Genomic DNA, 24,067 nt, shown 5'->3' with positions numbered 1-24,067 from the left:
CCATGAGCTTCTCAAAAATACTGATCGCTAATCGGGGTGAAATCGCCTGCCGCGTGATCCGCACCGCGCGCGACCTGGGCTACCGAACCGTGGCCGTGTACAGCGATGCCGACGCACAGGCCTTCCATGTGCAGCAGGCCGACGAGGCGGTGCGCCTGGGCGGCCCGGCACCGGCCGACTCTTACCTGAACGTGCCCGCGCTGCTGGTTGCAGCCCGCGTCACCAGTGCCGATGCGGTGCATCCCGGCTACGGTTTCCTGAGCGAAAACGCCGCCTTCGCCCAGGCCTGCGTGGAAGCGGGGCTGGTCTTCATCGGCCCGCCGGCCGCCGCCATCACCGCCATGGGCGACAAGGCGCTGGCCAAACAGCGCATGCTGGCGGCCGGAGTGCCTTGCGCGCCCGGCTACCTGGGTGATGCGCAGGACGATGCGCTGCTGGTGGCCGAAGGGCAGAAGCTGGGCTTCCCGCTGCTGGTCAAGGCCAAGGCCGGCGGTGGCGGCCGCGGCATGCGGCTGGTGCACCAGCCCAGCGACCTGGCGCAGGCCATCGCCGAGGCGCGGCGCGAGGCGCAGAGCGCCTTTGGCGACGGCGCCGTGATGCTGGAGCGGCTGATCACCGATGGCCGGCACATCGAGATCCAGGTGTTTGCCGATGCCCACGGCAACGCCGTGCACCTGGGTGAGCGCGACTGCACTGCGCAGCGCCGGCGACAAAAGGTGGTTGAAGAAGCGCCCTCCCCCGTGGTCAGCCCTGTCATGCGCGACGCCATGGGGCGCGACGCCGTGGCCGCCGCGCTGGCGGTGGGCTACCGGGGCGCGGGCACGGTGGAGTTCATCGTTGATGCAGACCTGAAGCACTACTTTCTGGAGATGAACACGCGCCTGCAGGTGGAGCATCCGGTGACGGAACTCATCACCGGGCTGGACCTGGTGGCCTGGCAGTTGCGCGTGGCCGCCGGTGAACCGCTGCCGCTGAAGCAGGAAGACATTCAGTTCCAGGGCCACGCGATCGAGGTGCGGCTGTACACCGAAGACCCTTACGCCGGCTTTGCCCCACAGACCGGCCGCATTGCCTGGTGGCGGCCCGGGCGCGCGCTGCATGCGGGCGTGCGCGTGGACCACGGCATCGTGGAAGGCGGCAGCGTCACGCCACACTACGACGCCATGGTGGCGAAGGTGATGGCGCACGGCCGCGACCGTGAAGACGCCATACGCCGTCTGCGCGCCGCCTTGCAGGACGCGCCGCTGCTCGGCCTGCGCAACAACGGCCGCTTTCTGGCCGACCTGCTGGACCACCCGCGCTTTCGCGCCGCGCAGATGACCACGTCACTGCTGGACGAGTGGCAGCAGGCGGGCACCGAACCCTTGATGCAGCGCCCGCAGCCCGACGACGCGGCCTGGGCGTTGGCCGCCGCGGTGTTCGCGCTGCAGGGGCAGGGCGGTGCGGCGCCACTGCGTGCCAACAGCGTGGCGGCGTATGACGTCACCCTGGTGTGCGATGACGCGCTGCGCGTGCAGCGCGTGCCCGGCGCCGCCGTGCGCGTGCTGTCCTTCACCGAAGGCCTGCTGCGCTACGAGTGGGGTGGTGTGCAGCGCCAGGCCATCGCCTGCTTCGGCCATGACGGCGCGCTGCACCTGGCGCTGCAAGGCCACGGCTTCACATTCACCGAGCGCAGTGCCTGGCCCGATGCCGGTGCTGTCGGCGATGCGCGCGAGGTGCGCGCCAACGTGGCCGGTCGCGTCACGCAGCTGGCGGTGTCGGTGGGCGACACGGTGCAACCCGACCAGCCGCTGCTGTGCGTGGAAGCAATGAAAATGGAGATGTGGCTCAGTGCCCAGGCGGCGGGCCGCGTGGTGGCCCTGCACACCCGCGTGGGCGAGCAGGTGGATGCCGGCGCCGTGCTGGTGGAGCTGGAACTGGACGCGCCGGCCGCCAAGGGCTGACCCCGACACAAGGAGAAAAGACCATGGACAAAGCCATCCTCACCTGTGCGCTGACCGGCGTGCTGACCAACCCGCAGCAGCACCCGGTGCCCGTCACGCCGGCGCAGATGGCCGCCGAGGCGCGCGACGCCTTCAACGCCGGTGCCAGCATCATGCACGTGCACCTGCGCCGCCAGGAGCCCGGCATGGGCCACCTGCCGTCGTGGGACCCGGAGGTGGCCTGGACCATCACCGAGGCGATTCGCGCCGCCTGCCCCGGCGTCATCATCAACCTGACCACCGGGGTGGTGGGCAAGGACATCGATGGTCCGGTGGCCTGCATACGCCGCGTGCGGCCCGAGATTGCGGCCTGCAACGCCGGCAGCCTGAACTATTTGAAGATCAAGGACGACGGCCAATGGGCCTGGCCGCCCATGGTGTTCGACAACCCGGTGGCCAAGGTGCAGCAGTTCCTGGACGTGATGGACGCGTGCGGCACGCATCCCGAGTTCGAGTGCTTTGATGTGGGCATCATCCGCAGCGTGGGTATGTACCTGAAGGGCGGCATGCTCAAGCCCCACATGGGCCGGCCCGAATACAACCTGGTGATGGGCGTGGCCTCCGGCATGCCGTGCGACGCCGACCTGCTGGCTTTGTGCCCCAAATGGATGGCCCCGAGCAGCGTGTGGCAGACCACGCTGATAGGCCGCGCCGAGATCTGGCCCGTGCACCAGAAAACCGCCGACCTGGGCGGCATGCTGCGCACCGGCCTGGAAGACACCTTCTACCTGCCCGGCGGCGAGCGTGCCAAGGGCAATGGCGAGCTGATCACCGCGTTGGCCCGGTGCGCCCAGAACGCCGGCCGCGCCATTGCCAGCCCGCAGGAGGCGCGCGCCTGGCTGGGGCTGAAAGACCAGCCGGTGGCCGCCTGAAAAACCTGTGCTACAATCTGTGGCTTCGCGGCTGTAGCTCAGTTGGATAGAGTACTTGGCTACGAACCAAGGGGTCGTGGGTTCAATTCCTGCCAGCCGCACCAGAATTTACGTTCTAGAACAACAGCTTAGAGGCGCAAGCCCCTAAGCTGTTTTTCTTTGCTGCGAGGCTTTCGCGGGGGCTGCGTGTCAGCTTTGGGCCCGAGGTAAAACCCTTGATCCCCTGCCGCCCACCCTGCATACAATGCCAGCACCCCAACATCGAGGGGAGGTTGTGGCGTTCCAAAGCTGCAATGACGGCTCGGTGGCGTTGAGCACGCTCAATTCCGCCCAAGCGCTCCACACCTTCACCTCGACTGCCGCGCACTCTTGTCCGAGTTCGCAGACCTTGAGCACGCTATAGGGAACAACATGGCTATCAAGTATTGGCTGCTGCGCGCGGCCGCTTTGGTTGCGCTGGTTGGGGGAAATCTGCAGGGCGCTGCCGCCGCCGCGCCACCTGCACAGCAGGGCGGCTGGCCCCGCGTGGCCTCTGCCATCGCCCGGGATGCTGACATCGAAAAGCAGGTGGCCAGCATCGTGGCGGGAATGACGCTGGCGCAAAAAGTCGGTCAGATGACGCAGGCCGAACTCAAGTCCGTCACACCGGCCGATGTGTCGCAGTACTACCTGGGCTCGGTGCTCAACGGCGGCGGCAGCTGGCCCGGCAATGACAAGCACACCAGCGCCGCCGGCTGGGTCGCCTTGGCCGATGCGTTCTACCAGGCATCCATGGCCACCGACATGGCGGTCAAGGTGCCGGTGATCTGGGGCATAGACGCTATGCATGGCAACAGCAACGTCTACGGCGCCACGCTGTTTCCGCACAACATCGGCCTGGGCGCCGCGCACAACCCGGCGCTGGTGCGCCGCATGGCGGTAGCGGTCGGCAAGGCCGTGCGGGCCACCGGCATCAACTGGGTGTTCGCCCCCACGCTGGCCGTGGTGCAAGACGTGCGCTGGGGCCGCACTTACGAGAGCTTTTCACAAGACCCGGCCCTGGTGCGCCAGTATGCCGGTGCGTATGTCAGCGGCTTGCAGGGCAGCTTCAAGGACGATGGCAATGTGATCGCCACCGCCAAGCACTACATCGGCGACGGTGGTACCGACCAGGGGAAGGACCGGGGCGTCAACCTCTCCAGCCTGCAGCAGATGATCAACATCCATGGCGCCGGCTACTACCCCGCGCTGGCGGCGGGTGCGCAAACGGTGATGGCTTCCTTCCACAGCTGGAACGACGTGGCTGCGGGCGTTGACCATGGCAAGGTGCACGGCAGCCGTTACTTGCTGACGGACGTGCTCAAGGGCAAGTTGGGGTTTGATGGTTTTGTGGTCTCCGACTGGGACGCCATTGGCGAGGTGCCTGGCTGCACCACCGCCAGCTGTCCGCAGGCCATCAATGCCGGCATCGACATGGCCATGGTGCCCAACGACTGGAAGGCCTTCATTGCCAACACCATCGCGCAGGTGCAAGGTGGCCAGATTCCCATGGCCCGCATCGACGATGCCGTGAGCCGCATCCTGCGCGTGAAACTGCGCGCTGGCATGTTCGGCAAGCCGCCGTCGGCCAATGCCTATGCCGGCAAGGCGCAGGCGCTGTTGGCGCGCGACCTGGCACGCCAGGCGGTCCGCGAGTCGCTGGTCTTGCTGAAGAACAATGGCGGCGTGTTGCCGCTGGCCGCAGGCAAAAAGCTCCTGGTGGTGGGCAAGAGCGCCGACAGCATGTCCAACCAGACCGGCGGCTGGTCGCTGACTTGGCAGGGCACGGACAACACCAATGCCGACTTCCCCAATGGGGACACGCTGCTGGCGGCCATACGTGCGGCCAACGGCGCGGCCAATGGCGACGCCAACGTGACCTACCGCGCTTCCGTGGACGCGATCGATGTGTCGCCGTTTGACGCCGTCATCGCCGTCATTGGTGAAACGCCCTACGCCGAAGGCGACGGCGACATCATTCCGTCCGGTACGCTGCGGCTGTCCAGCCGATACCCGGAAGACCTCGCCGTGCTGCGCGCCGTGGCTGGCCAGGGCAAGCCGGTGATCACCATCCTGCTCTCCGGACGGCCCCTGTATGTCAACGACCTGCTCAACCTGTCTGACGGCTTTGTGGCCGCCTGGCTGCCAGGCACCGAGGGAAAAGGCGTCACCGATGTCTTGTTCCGCAATGACAAGGGCAGGGTGGCGCACGACTTCAAGGGCACGCTGTCATTTGCCTGGCCCGGATCAGCCTGCGCAGCGGTGGGTGGGCGTGACGCGGCGAGCCATCCGCCGCTGTTTGGGCTGGGTTATGGTTTGCGCTATGCCCGTGCCGCCAAGCTGCCCAACCTGGATGTCAGCGCCCCGCTGGGTGGTTGTGGCAAATCGAATCTGCTGCCGGTGTTTGACAGCTCCGACCGCGCGACCTTTCCCCTGTTCATCTCGAACGCCACCCAGAGGCTTGCGCTGGGGGTGGACCTGAACAACGCGGTCGAATTGCCGAACATCCGGGTGGAGATTGCGCAGTTGAACACCCAGCAGGACGCCAAGCTGGTGTTCTGGTCAGGCCCGGCGCGCCTGGAAGCGCGTGCCGACAAGCCGGTTGCCTTGCCGGCCTACGCGACGGACGAAGGGGCACTGCAATTTGACGTCGCGGTCAAAACCGCGCCACAGACGCCCGTGCTGGTGGCCATGGATTGCGGCCCGGGCTGCCACGCCAGTGTCAATCTGCAGGCCACTTTCCAGGCGCTGGCAGGCAAGGCCAAGCAAACCCTCACCATTGCGCTGAAGTGTTTCACGGACAAGGGCGTGAAGCTGGATGCCATCGCCACCCCGTTCAGCGTGTCGGCGGACAAACCATTGGTTGCCGCCTTTGCCAACATCCGCATCGTCGCAGGAGCGGCCAAAAACGCCGATGCGCTGGCGTGTGCGGCGTTGAATTGACGAGCCCGGAAGAAAAAAGTCGCCGGGGATGAGCCGGCGACAAACAACAGATTCACACTGAATCTGGTCCCCCAAAACCTGCCAACTGGCGTTGCCCGTGCTGGGCCAGTGCCTTGGCTGTGGGCTGGATAGTCGCGAAAATAGATAGCGCTGTCAATTACTCGTTTAACACACTAGACAGCGCTGTCAAAAATTGCCAGAATGGAGAGTTGTTGGCAGGCTGCAGACCGTAAAAAGGGCCTGCGCCGGTGCCGCCAGCGTGCAGCAGCTATCATCAAGCCGTACGTCTGACGTCGTTGTTTCACAAAGAGAATCTCCACCTACATGGCAATCGGCAAGGCCAACTCCGCGCCCACCATCACCGACGTGGCCCACAAGGCAGGCGTCTCCATCAAGACCGTGTCGCGGGTAATGAACCAGGAGCCCGGCGTGCACCCGGAAACCCGCGAGCAGGTGCTGGCCGTGGTTGCCGAGCTGAAGTACCGCCCCAAGCAGTCGGCGCGCAGCCTGGCCGGCGCGCGCTCTTTCCTGATCGGTCTGCTGTACTACGATCCCAGCGCCGCCTTTGTGGGCGGCGTGCAGCAGGGCGCCACGCTGCGTTGCCGCGAGGCCGGCTACCACCTGGTGGTGGAGTCGCTGCATAACGACGCGCCCGACCTGCAGCAGCAGGTGCACCACATGGTGTCGGCATTGCGGCCGGACGGCATCATCCTGACCCCACCCTTGTGTGACAACCGCCAGGTGCTCAAAGCGCTGACCGAAAGCCAGACCCCCTGCGTGCTGATTTCGTCGGAGCGCACCATCAAGGGCACGCCCAGCGTGCGCATGGACGACACGCTGGCGGCGGAGGAAATCACCAACCTGTTGATTGGCCTGGGCCACCAGCGCATTGCGTTCGTCAAGGGCGCGGCAGACCAGATAGCCTCCGGCCTGCGCTACCAGGGTTACCTGCGGGCCATGAAGACGCACGCCATCGCGGTCGACCCGGAACTGGTTCACCAGGGCGAGTTCACCTTCGCCTCCGGCGTGGCGTCGGCCCAGCACCTGCTGGGTCTGCGCGTGCGCCCTACGGCTGTGTTCGCCAGCAACGACGACATGGCCCTGGGTGTGTTGGCCGCCGCCCACCGACTGGGCCTGACCGTGCCCGGTGACCTGTCCGTCGCCGGTTTTGACGATTCCAACGCGGCCAGCCTGGTGTGGCCGCCGCTGACCACCGTGCGCCAACCCATGGATGAAATGGCGCGGGTGGCGGTGGAGATGCTGATCGCCATCAACCGCAACGATGCGCAGCCCCTGCCCGAAGCGGCCCTGCACCGGGTCCTGCCGCATGAGCTGGTGGTCAGGGAGTCGACCAGCAAGCCGGGGGCGGGCAAGCGCAAGGCTTGACCGCGGCCTGGTAACAGGCCTTAGCCCACGCCCAGTTCCCGCAATATTGCCTCGCGCAGCGCCTGTGCCTGCGGGCTGGACAGCTTGCGCGGGTGCGGCATGTCGACGTGGAACGTCGCCTGCACCGCAGTGGGCCGCGGTGACAGCACCATGATGCGGTTGGCCATGTAGATGGCCTCTTCCACGTCATGGGTGATCAGCAGCACGGTGTGTCGCTCTTCTTCCAGGATGCGCAGCAATTCGGTGCGCATGCGCAGGTTCATCAGCGCGTCCAGGGCCGAAAACGGCTCGTCCATGTAAAGGATTTCGGGCTTGACCACCAGAGCCCGGGCCAGTTCGACGCGCTTGAGCATGCCGCCCGAGAGCTCGTGCGGGTAGGCACCCTCGAAGCCCTTGAGGCCCACCATGGCCGCATAGTGGTCGGCCAGCGCGGCCCTATCCCCGTGACCACCATGACCGTCCGCGTTCAGGCCGAACATCAGGTTTTGCCGCACCGTCAGCCAGGGAAACACCGAGCCGTGCTGCGAGATGACGATGCCTTTGGCGCAGGGGCTGGCCATCGGCGCGCCGTCCACATGCACCATGCCCTGGTCGGGCCGCTCGAAGCCCGAAATGATGTTCATCAGCGTGGACTTGCCGCAGCCCGATGGCCCGACGATGGCGACGAACTCGCCGTCGGCCACCGTGAAGCTCACGCCGCCTATCACCGGCAGAGGCCCCTTGGCCGTGGCAAAGCTCTTGGTGACGTTGCGGACTTCTATCTTGTGCTCAGCGGACATAACGCCATCTCACGATCTTCAGTTTCTCCAGCAGGCGTGTTGTGCCGTCCAGCAGCAGGCCGATCAAGCCGATGATGATCATGCCGGCGATCACCAGGTCGTAGCGGTTGCCGGCGTTGCGCGAGTCCATGATCATGTAGCCCAGGCCCGAGCGCAGCGCAATCATCTCGGCCGCCACCACCACCAGCCAGGCCACGCCCAGGCCTATGCGCATGCCGACGATGATTTCGGGCAACACGGCCGGTATCACCACCTGGCGGAACAGCACCGCGCGCGAGACGCCAAAATTGGCTGCTGCGCGCAGGTAGCGGCGCTCTATGGTGTGCACGCCCGACGTAGTCTGCACGATCATGGGGAACACCGAGGAGATGAAGATCAGGAAGATGGGCGACACATCGCCGACCCCAAACCACAAAATGGCCAGCGGTATCCAGGCGATGGGCGAGATCGGCCGCAGCATCTGGAAGATGGGGTTCAACGTGCTGTACGCGCCGGCCACCCAACCCATCCACAGGCCCAGCGGGATGGCCAACAACATGGCCAGGCCAAAGCCCGTGCCGACGCGGAACAGCGAGGCGCCTATGTGCTCCCACAGCGTGCCGTCCTGCGCCAGCTCCCAGGCGCCGGTCAGCACCTGCCAGGGGGTGGGAAAGATGGCGCTCTCGGTTTGCACCACGGTGACCCACCAGACGGCCACCACGGCGGCCAGCACCGCCAGCGGCGGCAAGATCTGCTTCAGTTTGTTGCTGCTTGCCACCACGGCCCTTTCCTGTTTTGCCAATGCTGGATGCGCCAGCGCAGCATCTGCCAACCCGCTTCGGGCCTGGGCGCCACCACCACGCTCATTTGTCCGCTGGCGTGGGCGGAACAGGCAAAGCTGTAGGTGGAGGCCACTTCGAACGGCAGCCGAAAGCTTTGCCCCGGCATGATCAACGTGGGCCCGAAAATCTGCGGCACATCGTCCTGGTTGCGCAGCAGCAGCACATCGTTGGCACCCAGGGTCAGGTGGATGGTGTCGGGCAGGATATCCACCTTGTCGCCGGCCATGCGCCGGGCATAGGTGCCGTGTGGAATTTCAAACAACTCGTCGCGCGAGTCTATCGACAGAGGCGCCAGCGCGGCCCAGGTTACTGCAGCCAGCACCAGGCCCAGCACCGACCCGAACGTAAGCCATGCCAAGCGGCGACGCGCACTCATGCCAGAGTCGACCCTACTTGCCGGTGGGCGGCTGCAGCAGCAGCGCCACATCGTGGGCGAAGTCGTCGGCCGTGCGGCCGTAGGGCATCATGGCGCGCAGCCTGCCGTCGCGGTCTATCAGGTAGGCCGAGGAGGAATGGTCAACCGCATAGCCGCCGCTGGGCATGGGCACCTTGTTGGCGGTGATGCCATAGGCCTTGCGCACGGCAGCCAGCGCCTCGGGCTTGCCGGTGCCGCCTATGAAACTGGCATCGAAATTGGCCAGGTAGCTCTTCATGCGTGCCGCATCGTCACGCTCGGGGTCCACCGTCACGTACACCACCTGCATCTGGCTGGCGTTGGCGCCCAGCTTTTTGCGCGCCTGGGCCAGCACGGCCAGGGTGGTGGGGCAGACCTCGGGGCAGTGGGTGAAACCGAAGGCCATCACCACCACCTTGCCGCGGTGCTGGGCCAGTTTGAGTTCGTTGCCATCGGAGCCGCGCAGCGCAATCTCCGGCGCCATGCGCGGCGGCGAGAACACGCCGGCCTTCAGCTGGCCGGCCGCGTCAGCAGCAGCCGACATGGCGGGGTAGCCCAACAACAAGGGCGACAGCAACAGGGCGGCAAATAAGCGGTGCATCTGCGGTGATGAAAAGAGATTCACAGGGAGTATCAAAGGGGGTATCACAGAGGAATCACGGTGGCGCGCGCCGCCTTGACGAAACTCTCGTCCATGTAGCGCTCATAGGCCACGGGCTGCTTCAGCGTGCCGGCGGCAATGGACAACTGCATCAACTCTTCGAACTCGGCACGAATCATCCGCAGGTCGCCATAGGTCACGCGGTCGGTGGGGTTCTCCATCACGAAGCGGATGATGTTGGGGTCCTGGTTGAAGAACTTGCGCCCGGCGGCAATGGTGACCGCCTTGTTGCGGTTGTCCTGCTTCTGGTCCAGCCATTGGCCGGCGCCCAGGACATGGTTCACCAGGTCCTGCACCAGCGGGCGGTTCTCCTTGATCAGCTCTTCGCGCACCGTGAGCACGCAGCAGATGTAGTTGCGCCATTCGTCGCGCGTCATGCGCAGCGCACGCGCATAGCCGGCGCGTTGCGCGGCGGCGCCAAACGGCTCGCCCGTGCAATAGGCGTCCACCGCCTTGGCATACAGTGCCGCCGGCATGTCGGGTGGCGGCATCTCCACCAGCTCTATCTCCTTGGGCGTCATGCCCTCTTGCGCCAGCATCTTGCGCAGGAACAGGAAGTCCACTGCGAAGCGGCTGGGAATGGCGATGCGCTTGCCGGTCAAATCCTTGAAACGTTTGTAAGGCGAGTCTGTGCGCACCATGATGACCGCACCGGAGCGGTGGCCCAGCGAGACGATCTTGACCGGTATCTTCTTGTCTGCCAGGTCCATCACCAGCGGCGCCAGCATGTAGGCCGCCTGTATGCGGCCGGCCATCAGCGACTCCTTGATCTCTGGCCAGCCGTTGTACTTGCTGTACTCGAACTCGAAGCGCGGGCCGCCGCTCTTGTCTTGCGCGTTGGCGGTGGCGCGGGCCACGCAGGCCACGGGCAGCGTCAGGTTGCAGGTCACCGGCAAGCCGCCGACCTGCAAAGGCGTGGAGGACGCGCCGGCCGATGCCGGCAAGGCCAACGCGGGCAGTGCTGCTGCCACAGCGCCGCGTAGCAGTTGCCGGCGTTGCAGGAACTGCGCTGAATCGGGGCAACGTGCTGTCGACATATCGCTGAATTCTACAAAGGCCAACCAGATGCCGCGGTCATGCGCGCGGCTCGGCGTGAAAGGCCGATGACGGTCTCGACCCACACAATCTCAATTGATTTGATCACTATACTAATTAAATTGCAATGTGTCGTGTGGCCCCCACAAGAGGCCCGCTGCCACTTCTACAGGCATGAGGGCCCTCCATGTTGAAGACGGGTGACCAACAACTTCTGCGCCAGATCAACCGCATGGTGCTGGTGCGCAAACTGCTGCGGGTGCCTGGGCTCTCGCGCGCCGATCTGGCCGAAGCGGTGGGGTTGACCAAATCCACGGTGAGCCTGTCCGTGCGTGAGCTGGTGGAAGAAGGTTGGCTGTGTGAGAGTGATCTGATGGTCACCGGCAGTCTGGGTCGCCGGCCAACCCCCTTGCACATTGACCGCTCGCGCCTGGCCTTGCTGGGCGCCGAACTCGGCATTGACGAGATCCGCATCGTGGCTACCGATCTGCTGGGCGACGTGCTGGAGCACCAGGTCGTTGCCTACCAGGATGTGAGCAACGCCCAGGCCAGCCTCAAGCTGGCGGCAAAGCACCTGGTCCAGGTGGCTCGCAAGTGCGTGACAGGGGGGCGCCAGGTGCTGGGCGTTGGCGTCGGCCTGCACGGTGGGGTCGATGAGAACGCCGGTGTTCTGCACTTTGCGCCCAATTTGGGCTGGAAGAACATCCGTGCCGCTGCGCTGTTGACGGCCCAATTCGAGACCAGCCCGCTTCGGGGCTTGCCGCTGCATGTGCAAAACGAAGCCGATGTCGCCGCACTGGCCGAATTTGAGTTTTCGCCACGGCCGGGGGCCGACCCGCTGGTGTACCTGAGCATCGGGTACGGCGTGGGCGCCGGGGTGGTCGTTCGGGACAGCCTGCTAACAGGCCACCGTGGTTTTGCCGGCGAGGTCGGTCATTTCGTCCTGCAGGCGGATGGTCCCTTATGTTCTTGCGGCCGCAAAGGGTGTGCGGAGGCTTTGATCGGCCTGGGCAGCCTGCTTGGCTCTGCAGGCCTCGCGCCGTCGCGCCGGGGCCAGGCGCTGAAGAGGTTCTACAAGCAGCTTCAATCGGGGGCGCAAGCCCCCACACAGGCGGTGCAGGTGGCTGGCCGGCACCTGGGCGTGTTGTTGAACAACCTCTGGGTGGCCTTCGACCCTGTGCGCATCGTGATCGGCGGGCCTGCGTTGGCGCTGGGAGATACCTTTTTGCAACCGGCGCGCGATGCCCTGAATGCCTATTCGGCTGCGGCGCAATTGCCGGCGCCTGCCGTCGGGACGGCGTATTTCGGCGAGGATGCCGTCGCCATTGGCGCTGCGGCGTTGGTTCGATACCACCTCACCCGGCCTTTGTCGGCAACCAGCCCGACCATACCGCCCCCGCGCTGACAGTGTCCCCAGCCCGAGGGAAGGGCAGGCGGCTTTGCCGGGGGCAGTGCGCCCCGGCCGCCCGACGCGGGAAAACCCCTATTCCGATGATTTAGACAGCGTTGTCAAATTCGCATGCGGACCGGTTATTGGGCTATTCCGGGTGCATCTATTTCCAGCAGTGCCGCGATAGCGCCCATTTAGTTCGTTTGTCGAATTAATGTAGAGAAAACCATACAGTTATGCGAGTGAGTTCACGATGGGGGCAGGAGCGTCCTGCCAAGGATCAGTCAGCACTGGGCGCGAGTGCGCGTGCGCTTCTGTGCGACAACTTCATCTGGGGGGTGGCGACAGCGGCCTTCCAGATCGAAGGCGCCGCCCGGCAAGACGGGCGCGGACTGTCCATCTGGGACACGTTTTCGCATACGCCCGGCAAGACCGAGAACGGCGACACCGGCGATGTGGCCTGCGACCACTACAACCGTTACGCCAGCGACGTGGACATGATCGCCGACCTGGGCGTAGACGCCTACCGGTTCTCGATCGCATGGCCACGCGTGCAGCCCACGGGGCAGGGCGCGTGGAACCAGAAGGGACTGGATTTTTACGACCGTTTGGTGGACGCGCTGCTGGCCAAGGGGATTGCTGCGCACGGGACCCTGTACCACTGGGATCTTCCGCAAGCCCTGCAGGACACGGGCGGGTGGGGCCAGCGGGCGACGGCCAGCCGTTTTGCGGATTACGCCGACAAGATGGGGCGCCTGTTGGGGGACCGGCTGGCCAGTCTGGCCACCCACAACGAGCCCTGGTGCACCTCGGTGCTGGGCAACGAGATCGGCCGCTTTGCGCCCGGCTTCAAGGATCCGCAACTGGCCGCGCAAGTCTCGCACCACCTGTTGCTGTCGCATGGCCTGGCCCTCAATGCCATGCGCGCGAGCAAGGTGAAATGCCCGCTGGGCATCGTGCTGAACCAGTCGCCGGCCACGCCGGCCACGAGCTCGGCCGCTGATTTTGCGGCGGCCCAGACCGAATACGCACGCCTTGTCCGCTGGTACATGGACCCCATTTTCAAGGGGGACTATCCGCGCGATGTGGGCATTGCCCACTATCCGCAGGTTGAGCCCGGCGACATGGCCACGATTGGCGTGCCGCTCGATTTTCTCGGCATCAACTACTACACCCGGATCTGGGCCAGCGCGGCGCAGCCGCCCATACCGGCGCCCCATGTGCAGGGTGTCACCGACATGGGCTGGGAGATCTATCCGGATGGCCTGCGCGACCTGCTGATGGGCCTGGACAAGACCTATACGCTGCCGCCGATCTACATCACGGAAAACGGCATGGCCAATGCCGATGAAAAGGTGAACGGGCACATCCATGACGAAGCCCGCATTGCCTATGTGCAATCGCATCTGGAGGCGTTGGCGCAGGCGCGCGCTGGCGGTGTGGATGTGCGCGGCTACTTCTACTGGAGCCTGATGGACAACTTTGAATGGGAGCGCGGCTATGCCAAGCGCTTTGGCCTGGTCCATGTGGACTACCAGACGCAGGAGCGGACATTCAAGGAGAGCGCGCACTGGTTCAAGCAAACCATCGCCTCGGTGCGGGAGGCGAAGGCCCATGCATGAGCTCAAGACACATCGTCGCAGTGGCAAGCCGGCAGGTCTGCCGACGCCGCCGATCCGCTTCCCCCGCCTTGTCACCAAGGCCTTGTTCGCCCCGTGAGTGCAGTCATCTTTCTTGCCAGTCAACCGTAAAACAAAAGGAGATTTCACAGTGAAAAAAATGCATATAGGCAGATCACCTGTGCCGCGCAATGCCCACTTCAGGGTCAACCCGGTGGCCGCCGCCTGCGCGACCATGATGGCTTTGGGCATGCCTTTCGCCAACGCCCAGCAGGCCACTGATCCCAAGACGCTGGATACCGTGGTGATCACGGGTATCCGCGGGTCGCTGAACACCTCGCTCGATCTCAAACGTTCCGCGCGCGGCGTGGTCGATGGCATCGTGGCCGAAGACATCGGCAAATTCCCGGACACGAACCTCGCCGAATCCATGCAGCGCATCGCCGGCGTCTCGATCGACCGTGCGCCCAGCGGTGAGGGCTCCAAGGTCACGGTTCGCGGCATCGGTCCCGACTACAACATGGTGCTGCTGAACGGCCGCCAGATGCCGACCTCGGTGATCAACAATGAACTGGGTGGCACCAACGGTTCGCGCGCCTTTGACTTCGCCAACCTGTCGTCGGACTCGATCTCAGCGCTCGAGGTCTACAAGACTTCGCGCGCCGAAAACGCCACCGGCGGCATCGGTGCAACCATCAATATCAAGACGGCACGCCCCTTGGACCTGAAGGAGCGGGTGGCGGCCTTTTCCATCAAGGGCAACTACGACGATTCCAACAAGCGCCTGCCCAGTCCTTTCCAGGGCAGCAGCGTCACGCCGGAACTGTCGGGCATCTACAGCGAGACCTTCAACGATGGCGCCTTCGGTATTGCCATCAGCGGCAGCTATTCCAAGCGCGATTCGGGCTCCAACAAGGCTTACACGCCAGGCGGCTGGCGCACCTTCACGCCAGCCCAATCGGCCGAAGGCGGTGATTGGGGTGCCATTCCCAGGAAACCTGCCACCGGGGCTGATCCCATTACCAACCGCCCGACCAGCCTCTACGCGACGTCAGTGGACATGCGCTATTCGCTGACCGCGCTGGAACGCGAGCGCATCAACGGCCAGGTGACGCTGCAGTTCCAGCCGAGCAAGGACCTGCGGCTGACGCTGGACTACACCGGCGCGACCAACACCATCAACAAGAAGAACGCCGAATTCTCCAGCTGGTTCAACTTCTCATTCGGCCCGACCACCTTCAACAGCGCCCAGGTGCCGTCGCCTACCATGATGACGTCGCTGTTCCCCGGCAACGACCATGACGTCGCCATCAACAGCGGCCTCTACGGGGAAAAGACCAGGCTGAACTCCACCGGCTTCAACGTCGACTGGAAGATCAGCAACGACCTCAAGGCGGTGATCGACGCCCACCATTCCACATCCAACACCGGGCCGAACAGCCCCTTCGGCACGTACTCGGTGATGGATTTTGGCTTGTTCGCGCAGGGCAACGCCATCGCCTATTACGACCAGAAGTTCCCCATCTTCTCGCTGCCGACCACGGTGTTTGACCCGAAGAAGCTGCAGATGACGGGTTCGCAGTTCAACAGCAACCTGAGCGACCAGACGGTTGACCAGTTCCAGGCCAGCTTCTCCTACAGGCTCAATGCCGACAACAAGCTGAACGCCGGCCTGGGGTTCACCAAGGTGAACAACCGGGCAGCCGGCTACACCAACGCGAACACCGACTGGGGTGGCATCGCAGGCGACTATTCCCAAGTGGCGACCCGCACGGAAAACCTGCCGAGCTTCTTCACCCAGATCCCCGGCAGCGGCGATCCGCGGCTGTTCCAGAACTTCTACATGGCCGACTTCAACAGCTTGCGCGCGCGCGTCATCGAGGTGCTGATCGCCTCGAGGGGCTATTCACGCGCCCAGGCCGAAGCCTACCTCTCTGCCGCACCCAACTACACGCTGGGCAATGACTGGCGCACGATGGAGAAGTCCTCCAGTGCTTTTGTGCAGTGGGACCATGTCTTCGATTCGAAGATTCCGATGAACATCTCACTCGGGCTGCGCTACGAGAGCACCACGGTGGAGTCCTCTTCCCAGATCACGCCCGTCACGGCGACCTCGTGGGATTCGCAAAACGAGATCAACTACACGCGCGGCGGGGCGAGTTTTGGCACCGCCACCGGCAGCTACCACTATTTGCTGCCGAGCATTGACTGGGATGCGGATCTGACTTCCGACGTCAAGGTGCGCGCCAGCTACGGCGAGAACATTGGCCGCCCCGGCTGGAACACCTTGCTGGGTGGCGTGAACATCAACGGATCCTTTGCTAACGCCGGCGGTGGCGCGGGGGGTACCGGCAATGCGGCCTTGAAACCGCTGCTGTCGAAGAACCTGGACTTCTCCGCCGAGTACTACTACGCCAAATCCAGCTATGTCTCGGCCGGCCTGTTCTACAAGGACATCAGCAATTTTGTTGGCTCCTCGAGCATCAACATGACGATCCCGGGGGTCACCACGCCTATCGGGGGCGCCTATTACAAGGCTGCCCAGGCGGCCTGCGGCGCCGGCGCCCAGCCGCTGTGCCTGCGCAACTACATCTTCACCAACTTCAAGGGCCAGCCGGGTGTGACCGTCACCGGTGTCAACGCCTCCGGAGAAATTCAGGGCAAGATTGCCGGCCTGCCCGGCGATCCGGCGTTGAATTTTGTCGTCAACACGTTCGCCAATGGGCCCGGGGACACCATCAAGGGCCTGGAGTTGAACGCGCAGCACGTGTTTGGCAAGACTGGCTTCGGTGTCGCTGGCAATTACACCTGGGTGAGGACCGGGCTGCAGTACGACAACACCAGCACCGCCACGCAGGCCGCGCTGTTGGGCGTCAGCAACTCCGCGAACCTGGTGGGCTTCTATGAAGACAACACCTGGTCCGTGCGCGCGGCTTACAACTGGCGCGGCGAGTTCCTGGCCGCCACCAACGATGGGGCCGGCGGCAACCCGGTCTACACGGAGCCCTACGCGCAGATCGACATGTCGATTGGCTACAAGGTGGGCAAGAACCTGACGATACAGGCGGACTTGATCAACCTGAACGACGGCTATATCCGCCAGCATGGCCGGTCGGTGGATCAACAAATCTCGGCCACGCAGACCGGCCGCCGCTTCCTGATTGGTGCGCGCTACCGGTTCTAAGTAGTACGATTGTCTGGCCTGCGCGGCCCCTGGTGGCTGCGCAGGTTCGGATTGGTAATTTCTGCCCTGAGCGATCACAAAATCGACCACCTTGGCCGATTTTGTTTTATGGGGGCCGCGGTTTTATGTGGCGGGACTTGATGTGACGGATGCGGTGAAGCACGTTGTGGTGTTGGGTGGTGGCTCGGCGGGCTGGATCACCGCCGCTTTGCTGGCCGCCGAACACTGCGCAGCGGAGCCCGGCGCGCTCACGGTCAGCCTGGTCGAGTCGCCAGACACGCCGGCCATAGGCGTGGGCGAGGGCACCTGGCCTTCCATGCGTGAGACCTTGCAGCGCATTGGTTTGAGCGAGGCCGACATGGTGCGGGAATGCGATGCCGCGTTCAAGCAAGGGTCGTGTTTTGACGGCTGGGTGAACGGCGGCGACACGGACCGCTACTACCATCCGTTTTCACTGCCGCAGGGCTATGGTGAAGCCGACCTGGTGGGAGCCTGGCTGCACGAACACGCGGACCGGTCCTTTGCCGATTGTGTCGGCCCCCAGCCGCAGTTGTGCAACGAGCGCCTGGCGCCCAAGCAGGTGTCCACCCCAGACTTTGGCGCCGTCGCCAACTACGGTTACCACTTCGATGCCGTCAAGATAGGCCTGCTGCTGCGCCGGCACGCGATCGAGAAGCTCGGCGTGCGGCACGTGCTGGACGAAGTCGTTGCGGTGCGTTCGCATGACAACGGCGACATTGCCGCGTTGCAAACCCGCGGCCACGGCGACATCACGGGTGATCTCTTCATCGACTGCTCCGGCATGCCCTCCGTGCTGCTGGGGCAGCATTACGGCATTGCGCTGCAGTCGCAACAGCACGTGCTGTTCAACGACACGGCCTTGGCCTTGCAGGTGCCTTATGCTGACAGCAAGGCGTCACTGGCCTCGGCCACCATCGCCACGGCCCACGCAGAAGGTTGGACCTGGGACATCGGCCTGCCCACCCGGCGTGGCGTGGGCCTGGTGTATTCCAGCGCGCATACCAACTTTGATGCGGCAGTGGCAGCGCTGCACCGGCACATCCGGCGCAGCGGCGGCCCGGCGGACCTGCCTGCGCCCAGGCAGATCCGCTTCACGCCCGGCTACCGCGAACGTTTCTGGCACCGCAACTGCGTGGCGGTTGGCCTGTCGTCGGGCTTCATCGAGCCGCTGGAGGCCTCAGCCTTGGCGCTGGTTGAACTGTCTGCCGTGATGATCCGCGACGAAATGCCCGCCAACCGTGCCGACATGGATCTGGTGGCCAAGCGTTTCAACGACGCCTTCAGCTACCGCTGGGCACGCGTGATCGACTTCCTGAAGCTGCACTACGCGCTGAGCCAGCGCGACGACTCCGACTATTGGCGCGAACATCGCCGCCCCGAAACCCAGCCCGAACGCCTGCGCGAACTGTTGCAGCTGTGGCGGCACCGGGCGCCCTATCGCAACGATCTGTTCCGTATCGAAGAAGTCTTTCCCGCCGCAAGCTACCAGTACGTGTTGTACGGCATGGGCTTCAGGCCGGAGCTGGCGCTGCCGCGCCCGGCACGGCTGGCCCGGGCGCAGGAGTGCTTCCGCAACGCGGCCACCATCACCAAGCGGCTGTTGGGTGGTTTGCCGCGCCACCGCGATCTCATCAACCACATCCATCTTCACGGCGTGCCCGCAGCGTGAACCAACAACCCGCCCCCATGCTCGAACTACTCAACAACATCTCGCACAAGGATCTGCGCGTCATCACCCAGCGCGGCGCCCAATGGGGGGACGACGTCATGTCGTGTCCCGTCACGCCAGATGAATTCAGAAGCCTGCAGGCGCACTATCCCATCGTGTTCCAGCCGGACGGGCAGGGTGGGTTCCTGCCCGTCGCGCTGTTCGGCCTGCAGGACGGCCAGAACCTCTTCCTCACCGAACAAGGCTGGGACGCCGACTACCTCCCGCTGGCGATGCAACGCATGCTGTTTTCCATCGGCGTCTCCGCAGACGAGATGCGCATGCTGGTCGACATGGCAAGCCCGCGTATCAGCCATGGCGCCGAAGGCGAAGCTGTCTTCCTGCCGCAGGGCGGCAACACGGAATTGCTGGAGAAGGTCAATTCCGTCCTGCGTGCGCTGCACGAAGGGAACCAGGTGATACCGGATTTCATCCAGGCGCTGGTGTCGAACAAGCTGCTGGAGCCCTTCGTGCTGGACGTCGAGCGGCCGGACGGGTCGCATGGCCAGCTGGTCGGCTATTACATGATCCACGAGGAGCGCCTCGCGGCCCTGGCCGCGGATGCGGTGGGCTTGCTGCACCAGGCGGACTATCTGCAGCCCATCTACATGGCGATCGCATCAATGTCCAACCTCGCCAAGCTGGTTCGCCGCCACCTCGCGCGCGAGGCCTGAAGCCATGCTGGAGCGCACGGATGTGAGCCCCGACGCGTTGCCGGACGATGTCTTGCAGTCCACCCAGCCGGTGCTCATGCGCGGTCTGGTGCGGCACTGGCCCATCGTTCAGGCGGCCCTGCACTCCGACCCGGCCTGTTGCGATTACCTGCGCCGCTTTGGTGAGCGCTCCAAGGTGGGGCTGTGGCGCGGGCCGCCGGAGATAGAAGGGCGTTTCTTCTACAACGCCGACTTCTCGGGTTTCAACTACCAGCGGGAAGTCGCCCCCTTCGGTGCTCTGCTCGATGAACTGCTGGCAAACGCCGGCAACGCCAGCCCGCCTGCGCTGTACCTCGGCTCGACGGAGCTGGAAGGATCGTTCCCCGGCCTGCGGCAGGAGAACGACCTGCCGGCCTTAAGCCACCTCGATCCGCTGGCCAGCCTGTGGCTCGGCAACCGGGTCCACGTCGCCACGCATTTCGACGTGCCAGACAACATCGCCTGCGTTGTGTCCGGTCGCCGGCGCTTCACGCTTTTTCCGCCCGAGCAGGTGGGCAACCTGTACGTCGGTCCGCTGGACCTGACGCCGGCAGGCCAGCCGGTCAGCCTGGTCGACACCTCCCGGCCGGACCTCACCCGCTATCCGCGCTATGCGCAAGCGCTCGAGCACGCCCAGGTGGTCGAGCTGCTGCCGGGCGACGCGCTGTTCATTCCCAGCCAATGGTGGCACGGCGTCGAAGGCCTGGAACCCGTCAACGCGCTGGTGAATTTCTGGTGGCGGCAGTCCCCAGGGTACATGGACACGCCGCTCAACACCCTGATGCTGGCGCTGCTGACCCTGCGCGACCTGCCGCCGGCACAGCGCGATGCCTGGCGAGTGCTGTTCGACCACTACATCTTTGGCGCCGGCGAGCACACGGCGGCGCACATTCCCCCGGCCGCGCGCGGCGTGCTGGGGCCTTTGACGGATACCAGCGCGCGCCAGCTGCGCTCGGTGCTGCTGAATCGACTCAACCGCTAGAGGAGGCCCGCCATGACCATGGACACAGATCAAACCCAGCATCCCGCGAAGCCGATACGGCGCATCGTCATTGCCGGCGGCGGCACCGCCGGCTGGATGGTGGCGGCTGGACTTTCCAAGAGCCTGGGCAAGCAGTACGACATTCGCCTGGTCGAGTCCGAGGAAATCGGCACCGTGGGTGTGGGCGAGGCAACCATCCCGACCCTGCATTTCTTCCACCAGATCCTTGATCTGGACGAGCGGGAGTTCATGCGCGCCACCCAGGCCACCTTCAAGCTGGGCATCAGTTTTGAGAACTGGCGCAACGTCAAGGAGGATTACTTCCACTCCTTCGGCAAGACTGGCAAGCCGCACTGGACGGCCGGCTTCCAGCACTTCTGGCTGGAAGCGCGCAAGCGGGGCCTGGCCAGCGATTATGGCGACTACTGCCTGGAATTGCGCGCCGGGCTGGACAACCGCTTCGCGATATTGCCCGACAACGGCCTCAACTACGCGTACCACCTCGATGCGACGCTGTACGCCGGTTTCTTGCGTCGCTTTTCCGAGGCCTTGGGTGCGCAGCGCATCGAGGGCAAGATCGGCAAGGTCCACACCGACCCGCAAAGCGGCTACATCACCGCGCTGACGCTGGACAACGGCGCGCTGCTGGAGGCTGATTTCTTCATCGACTGCACCGGCATGCGCTCGCTGCTGCTGGGCGAGACCCTGGGCGTGGGCTACCAGGACTGGTCGCATTGGTTGCCCTGCGACACCGCCGTGGCGGCGCAGACCACGTCAACCGGCGACCCCGTGCCCTACACCCGCTCCATTGCCCATCCCTGGGGCTGGCAATGGCGCATCGCCCTGCAGCACCGGGTTGGCAATGGCCTGGTCTACAGCAGTAAGCACCTCAGCGACGACGAGTCGAAGGCGACGCTGCTGGCCAATATCCAGGGCGAGGTCATCCGCCCGCCCAGGATCATCAAGTTCAAGCCGGGCCAGCGCGACGTGGTGTGGAAGAAGAACTGCGTCGCCATCGGTCTGGCCAGTGGTTTCCTGGAGCCGATCGAATCGACCAGCATCCACCTGATCCAGAAGGGCCTGATGCGGCTGATCCAGCTGTTTCCCTCAGACGGCATCTGCCAGAGCGACATCGACGAGTACAACAACCAGACAAACACCGCGATCGAGGTCATCCGCGACTTCATCATCTTGCACTACCACGTGCAGAACCGGACCGATTCGCAGTTCTGGCGCGATTGCCGCGAGATGGAGATCCCTGCGCTGCTCAAGCACCGCATCCAGCAGTTCCGCGACACCGCGCGCGTGGTGCTGACCGCTGACGAACTGTTCGCCGAAAACTCCTGGGTCCAGGTGATGATGGGCCAGGGCATCATGCCCAAAGCACACCACCCCATCACCCGCCAGATGGAAGACCACAGCCTGGCGGATTTTCTCGGTGAGATTCGCAAGGAGGCGGCGCGCACCTTCATGAGGTTGCCCAAGCACCAGGACTTTGTGACGCAGTTCTGCGGCACCCCCAAGCCGTCGGAATCCGGCATGGCCAAGGGCACAGCCCCGGCCGGCCAGCCGCCGCCACCACCGTCGCCGATCTTGCCCGGGCTCTTCAATCCCAACCCGACGGTTCAGGCCATCGCGTTGGCCAATGGCCAGCAGGTCTACGTCATCGATGATTTTGCACAGGACCCGGACGCACTGGTGAAACTGGCGCAGTCCGCATCGGAGCGCTTTCAGGCTCGGCCAGGGCACCCTTATCCGGGGCCGCAGCTGGACCTGCCGGCCGACCTGTCAGCGCAGCTGGATGCTTATTTCCGCCACCACTTGGGCCCCCGGCTGCAGACGGGTGTGGCGCTGGGTGCGTATGGCCGCTTTTCACGCGTCACTCAGGACAGCGCGACCTTGGATGCGCGCCAGCGCATCTGCCATCGCGACGATTCCGGCCTGGAGCCGGGGCAGGTGATGGCTGCGACCGTCCATTACCTGTTCCGCGACGAGCAGCTCGGCGGCACGGTCTTTTTCCGCTCACTCATGCCGGATGCGCAAACCCAGCAATTCATGCGTGACGCCAGTGCGATGGATGCCAGCGCGTTTGCTGACAAGTACGGCATTCCCGCCGGCTACATGACCCAGAGCAACCGCTATTTCGAGGTGATAGGGCGGGTGGGCGCCAAGTGGAACCGAGCGGTGTTCTACGACGGCAGCATCTTCCATTCCGGTGACATCCAGTGGTCACCGGCCAGCTACCAGGCGGGCGCGGGCCGCCTCACCGTCAATGGCTTTTTCAAGAGTCAGAAATCGAACTGACCGCCCCCCGCTTCAACGACCTGGAGACAACATGCGCAACAGACAACTTTTCGCCGCGCTGGCCACGGCGGCCGCCGCCCTCGGCGCTGCCCATGCGGCAGGCCCGAAGGCCGAGGTGATCCATCAGTGGACATCCGGTGGCGAATCCGCGGCGGTCAAGAAGTTGGCGGAGGCCTACACAGCCACTGGCGGCACATGGGTGGATACCGCCATCTCCAGCGGTGAGCAGCAGCGTTCTGTCGCCATCAACCGCATGGTCGGCGGCAACCCGCCGGCGGCGGTGCAGTTCAACATGTCCAAGCAGTTCCACGACCTGGTGGACCAAGGCATGCTCAACAACGTCGACGAGGTTGCCAAGCGCGATGGCTGGGACAAGTTCCTGCCAGAGACCGTGCTCGATATCGTGCGTGTCAAGGGCCACTACTACGCCGCCCCAGTCAACATCCATGCGCTCAACTGGTTCTGGTACTCGAAGGCGGCCTTCAAGAAGGCCGGCATCACCACTGAGCCAAAGACCATGGACGAGCTGTTTGCCGCGTTGGACAAACTGAAGGTTGCGGGGCTGATCCCGCTGGCGCACGGCGGGCAAGCCTGGCAGGACAACATCGTGTTCTCCGCCGTTTTGGCCAATGTCGGCGGGACCGATCTGTACTTGAAGTTCTTCCGCGACCGCGACCCCAAGGCCATGCAGAGCGAGGAGTTCAAGAAGGTCCTGACCGTTTACAAGCGACTGCAGTCGTATGTGGACAAGGGCTCCCCCGGTCGCAACTGGAATGACGCCACGGCGCTGCTGATCACTGGCAAGGCCGGCGTGCAAATCATGGGCGATTGGGTCAAAGGCGAGTTTTCCGCCGCCAACCAGTTGCCCGGCCGGGACTACGGCTGCATCTCCGGCTTTGGCCCCAAGTCGCCCTATGTCATCCAGGGCGATGTGTTTGCCTTCCCCAAGACAAAAGACGCCCAGATGGTACAGGCCCAGAAAACCTTGGCCACCGTGATGATGGCACCGGCAACGCAGGTGGAGTTCAGTCTGCGCAAGGGCTCCATCCCCGTGCGGTCCGACGCCGATGCCGCGAAGATGGACATGTGCGCGCAGCAGGGCATCGCCGTCATGAAGGACAAGTCGCGGCAACTGGCCAACGGCGAGGTGTTTCTGACCCCGGACCAGAACGGCGCGCTGCAAGACCTGATGACGGCCTTTTGGAACAAGAGCATCCCGGTCGAGAAGACCCAGCGGGACCTCGCCGCGGCATTGAAGAACTGAGGGCCACGCTGT

17 protein-coding genes and 1 tRNA gene are annotated in these 24,067 nt (G+C 64.5%); 13 read left to right on the top strand and 5 right to left on the bottom strand.

Annotation, left to right across the window (positions count from 1 at the left end; all coding sequences use genetic code 11):
• Positions 1 to 2: 2 nt before the first annotated feature.
• The 5 genes from AC1DX2_RS06295 to AC1DX2_RS06275 all read left to right on the top strand — a co-directional run bounded on the left by AC1DX2_RS06295 (position 3) and on the right by AC1DX2_RS06275 (position 7,201).
• A complete protein-coding gene (locus AC1DX2_RS06295) occupies positions 3 to 1,943 on the top strand; it encodes an acetyl/propionyl/methylcrotonyl-CoA carboxylase subunit alpha (protein ID WP_477195430.1) in 1,941 nt (646 codons plus the stop codon).
• A gap of 23 nt (positions 1,944 to 1,966) precedes the next feature.
• Positions 1,967 to 2,854 (top strand): beta-keto acid cleavage family enzyme, encoded by an 888-nt coding sequence (locus AC1DX2_RS06290; RefSeq protein ID WP_477195429.1) that lies wholly within the window; start codon positions 1,967 to 1,969, stop codon positions 2,852 to 2,854.
• Positions 2,855 to 2,881: 27 nt separating this feature from the next.
• A tRNA-Arg gene (locus AC1DX2_RS06285) sits at positions 2,882 to 2,958 on the top strand.
• 307 nt (positions 2,959 to 3,265) lie between these two features.
• The gene (locus tag AC1DX2_RS06280) at positions 3,266 to 5,815 is read left to right on the top strand and encodes a glycoside hydrolase family 3 protein (RefSeq protein WP_477195428.1); all 2,550 of its coding nucleotides are present in this window, start codon (positions 3,266 to 3,268) and stop codon (positions 5,813 to 5,815) included.
• Between the two features lie 324 nt (positions 5,816 to 6,139).
• Entirely contained in the window at positions 6,140 to 7,201 is a 1,062-nt protein-coding gene (locus AC1DX2_RS06275; RefSeq protein ID WP_477195427.1) for a LacI family DNA-binding transcriptional regulator, read from the top strand.
• Positions 7,202 to 7,221: 20 nt separating this feature from the next.
• On the opposite strand, the gene AC1DX2_RS06270 is transcribed toward AC1DX2_RS06275, so the two are convergent.
• Genes AC1DX2_RS06270 through AC1DX2_RS06250 form a run of 5 tightly spaced genes read right to left on the bottom strand, consistent with a single transcriptional unit; the run spans position 7,222 to position 10,893 of the window.
• On the bottom strand, positions 7,222 to 7,980 hold the full coding sequence (locus tag AC1DX2_RS06270) for an ABC transporter ATP-binding protein (protein ID WP_477195426.1): 759 nt from the start codon (positions 7,978 to 7,980) through the stop codon (positions 7,222 to 7,224).
• Complete coding sequence (locus AC1DX2_RS06265; protein WP_477195425.1) at positions 7,970 to 8,737, bottom strand: ABC transporter permease; 768 nt, start codon at positions 8,735 to 8,737, stop codon at positions 7,970 to 7,972. The genes AC1DX2_RS06270 and AC1DX2_RS06265 overlap by 11 nt, the downstream gene beginning before the upstream one ends.
• Entirely contained in the window at positions 8,716 to 9,159 is a 444-nt protein-coding gene (locus AC1DX2_RS06260) for a cupredoxin domain-containing protein (protein ID WP_477195424.1), read from the bottom strand. Before AC1DX2_RS06260 ends, AC1DX2_RS06265 begins: the two co-directional genes overlap by 22 nt.
• 31 nt (positions 9,160 to 9,190) lie before the next feature.
• Complete coding sequence (locus tag AC1DX2_RS06255) at positions 9,191 to 9,796, bottom strand: SCO family protein (protein WP_477195423.1); 606 nt, start codon at positions 9,794 to 9,796, stop codon at positions 9,191 to 9,193.
• A gap of 44 nt (positions 9,797 to 9,840) precedes the next feature.
• Positions 9,841 to 10,893, bottom strand: a complete 1,053-nt coding sequence (locus tag AC1DX2_RS06250) for an ABC transporter substrate-binding protein (protein ID WP_477195422.1) — start codon at positions 10,891 to 10,893, stop codon at positions 9,841 to 9,843.
• 185 nt (positions 10,894 to 11,078) lie between these two features.
• Here AC1DX2_RS06250 and AC1DX2_RS06245 point away from each other — a divergent pair, with 185 nt between their 5' ends.
• The 8 genes from AC1DX2_RS06245 (at position 11,079) to AC1DX2_RS06210 (ending at position 24,055) form a co-directional block, all read left to right on the top strand.
• Entirely contained in the window at positions 11,079 to 12,296 is a 1,218-nt protein-coding gene (locus tag AC1DX2_RS06245; protein ID WP_477195421.1) for an ROK family protein, read from the top strand.
• 299 nt (positions 12,297 to 12,595) lie between these two features.
• On the top strand, positions 12,596 to 13,903 hold the full coding sequence (locus tag AC1DX2_RS06240) for a GH1 family beta-glucosidase (RefSeq protein WP_477195767.1): 1,308 nt from the start codon (positions 12,596 to 12,598) through the stop codon (positions 13,901 to 13,903).
• A gap of 157 nt (positions 13,904 to 14,060) precedes the next feature.
• Positions 14,061 to 17,084: a TonB-dependent receptor gene (locus AC1DX2_RS06235; RefSeq protein ID WP_477195766.1), complete on the top strand. Its 3,024-nt coding sequence runs from the start codon at positions 14,061 to 14,063 to the stop codon at positions 17,082 to 17,084.
• 154 nt (positions 17,085 to 17,238) lie between these two features.
• Positions 17,239 to 18,774, top strand: coding sequence for a tryptophan halogenase family protein (locus AC1DX2_RS06230; protein ID WP_477195420.1), 1,536 nt, complete (start codon positions 17,239 to 17,241; stop codon positions 18,772 to 18,774).
• Between the two features lie 17 nt (positions 18,775 to 18,791).
• Entirely contained in the window at positions 18,792 to 19,487 is a 696-nt protein-coding gene (locus AC1DX2_RS06225) for a SapC family protein (protein WP_477195419.1), read from the top strand.
• Between the two features lie 4 nt (positions 19,488 to 19,491).
• Positions 19,492 to 20,487 (top strand): cupin-like domain-containing protein, encoded by a 996-nt coding sequence (locus AC1DX2_RS06220; RefSeq protein WP_477195418.1) that lies wholly within the window; start codon positions 19,492 to 19,494, stop codon positions 20,485 to 20,487.
• A gap of 12 nt (positions 20,488 to 20,499) precedes the next feature.
• Entirely contained in the window at positions 20,500 to 22,791 is a 2,292-nt protein-coding gene (locus tag AC1DX2_RS06215) for a DUF6445 family protein (protein ID WP_477195417.1), read from the top strand.
• 31 nt (positions 22,792 to 22,822) lie between these two features.
• Complete coding sequence (locus tag AC1DX2_RS06210; protein WP_477195416.1) at positions 22,823 to 24,055, top strand: ABC transporter substrate-binding protein; 1,233 nt, start codon at positions 22,823 to 22,825, stop codon at positions 24,053 to 24,055.
• Positions 24,056 to 24,067: the final 12 nt, after the last annotated feature.

The organism is Hylemonella sp. P2_B10, from assembly GCF_056404875.1.
This window is presented reverse-complemented; position numbering and strand designations above follow the sequence as displayed.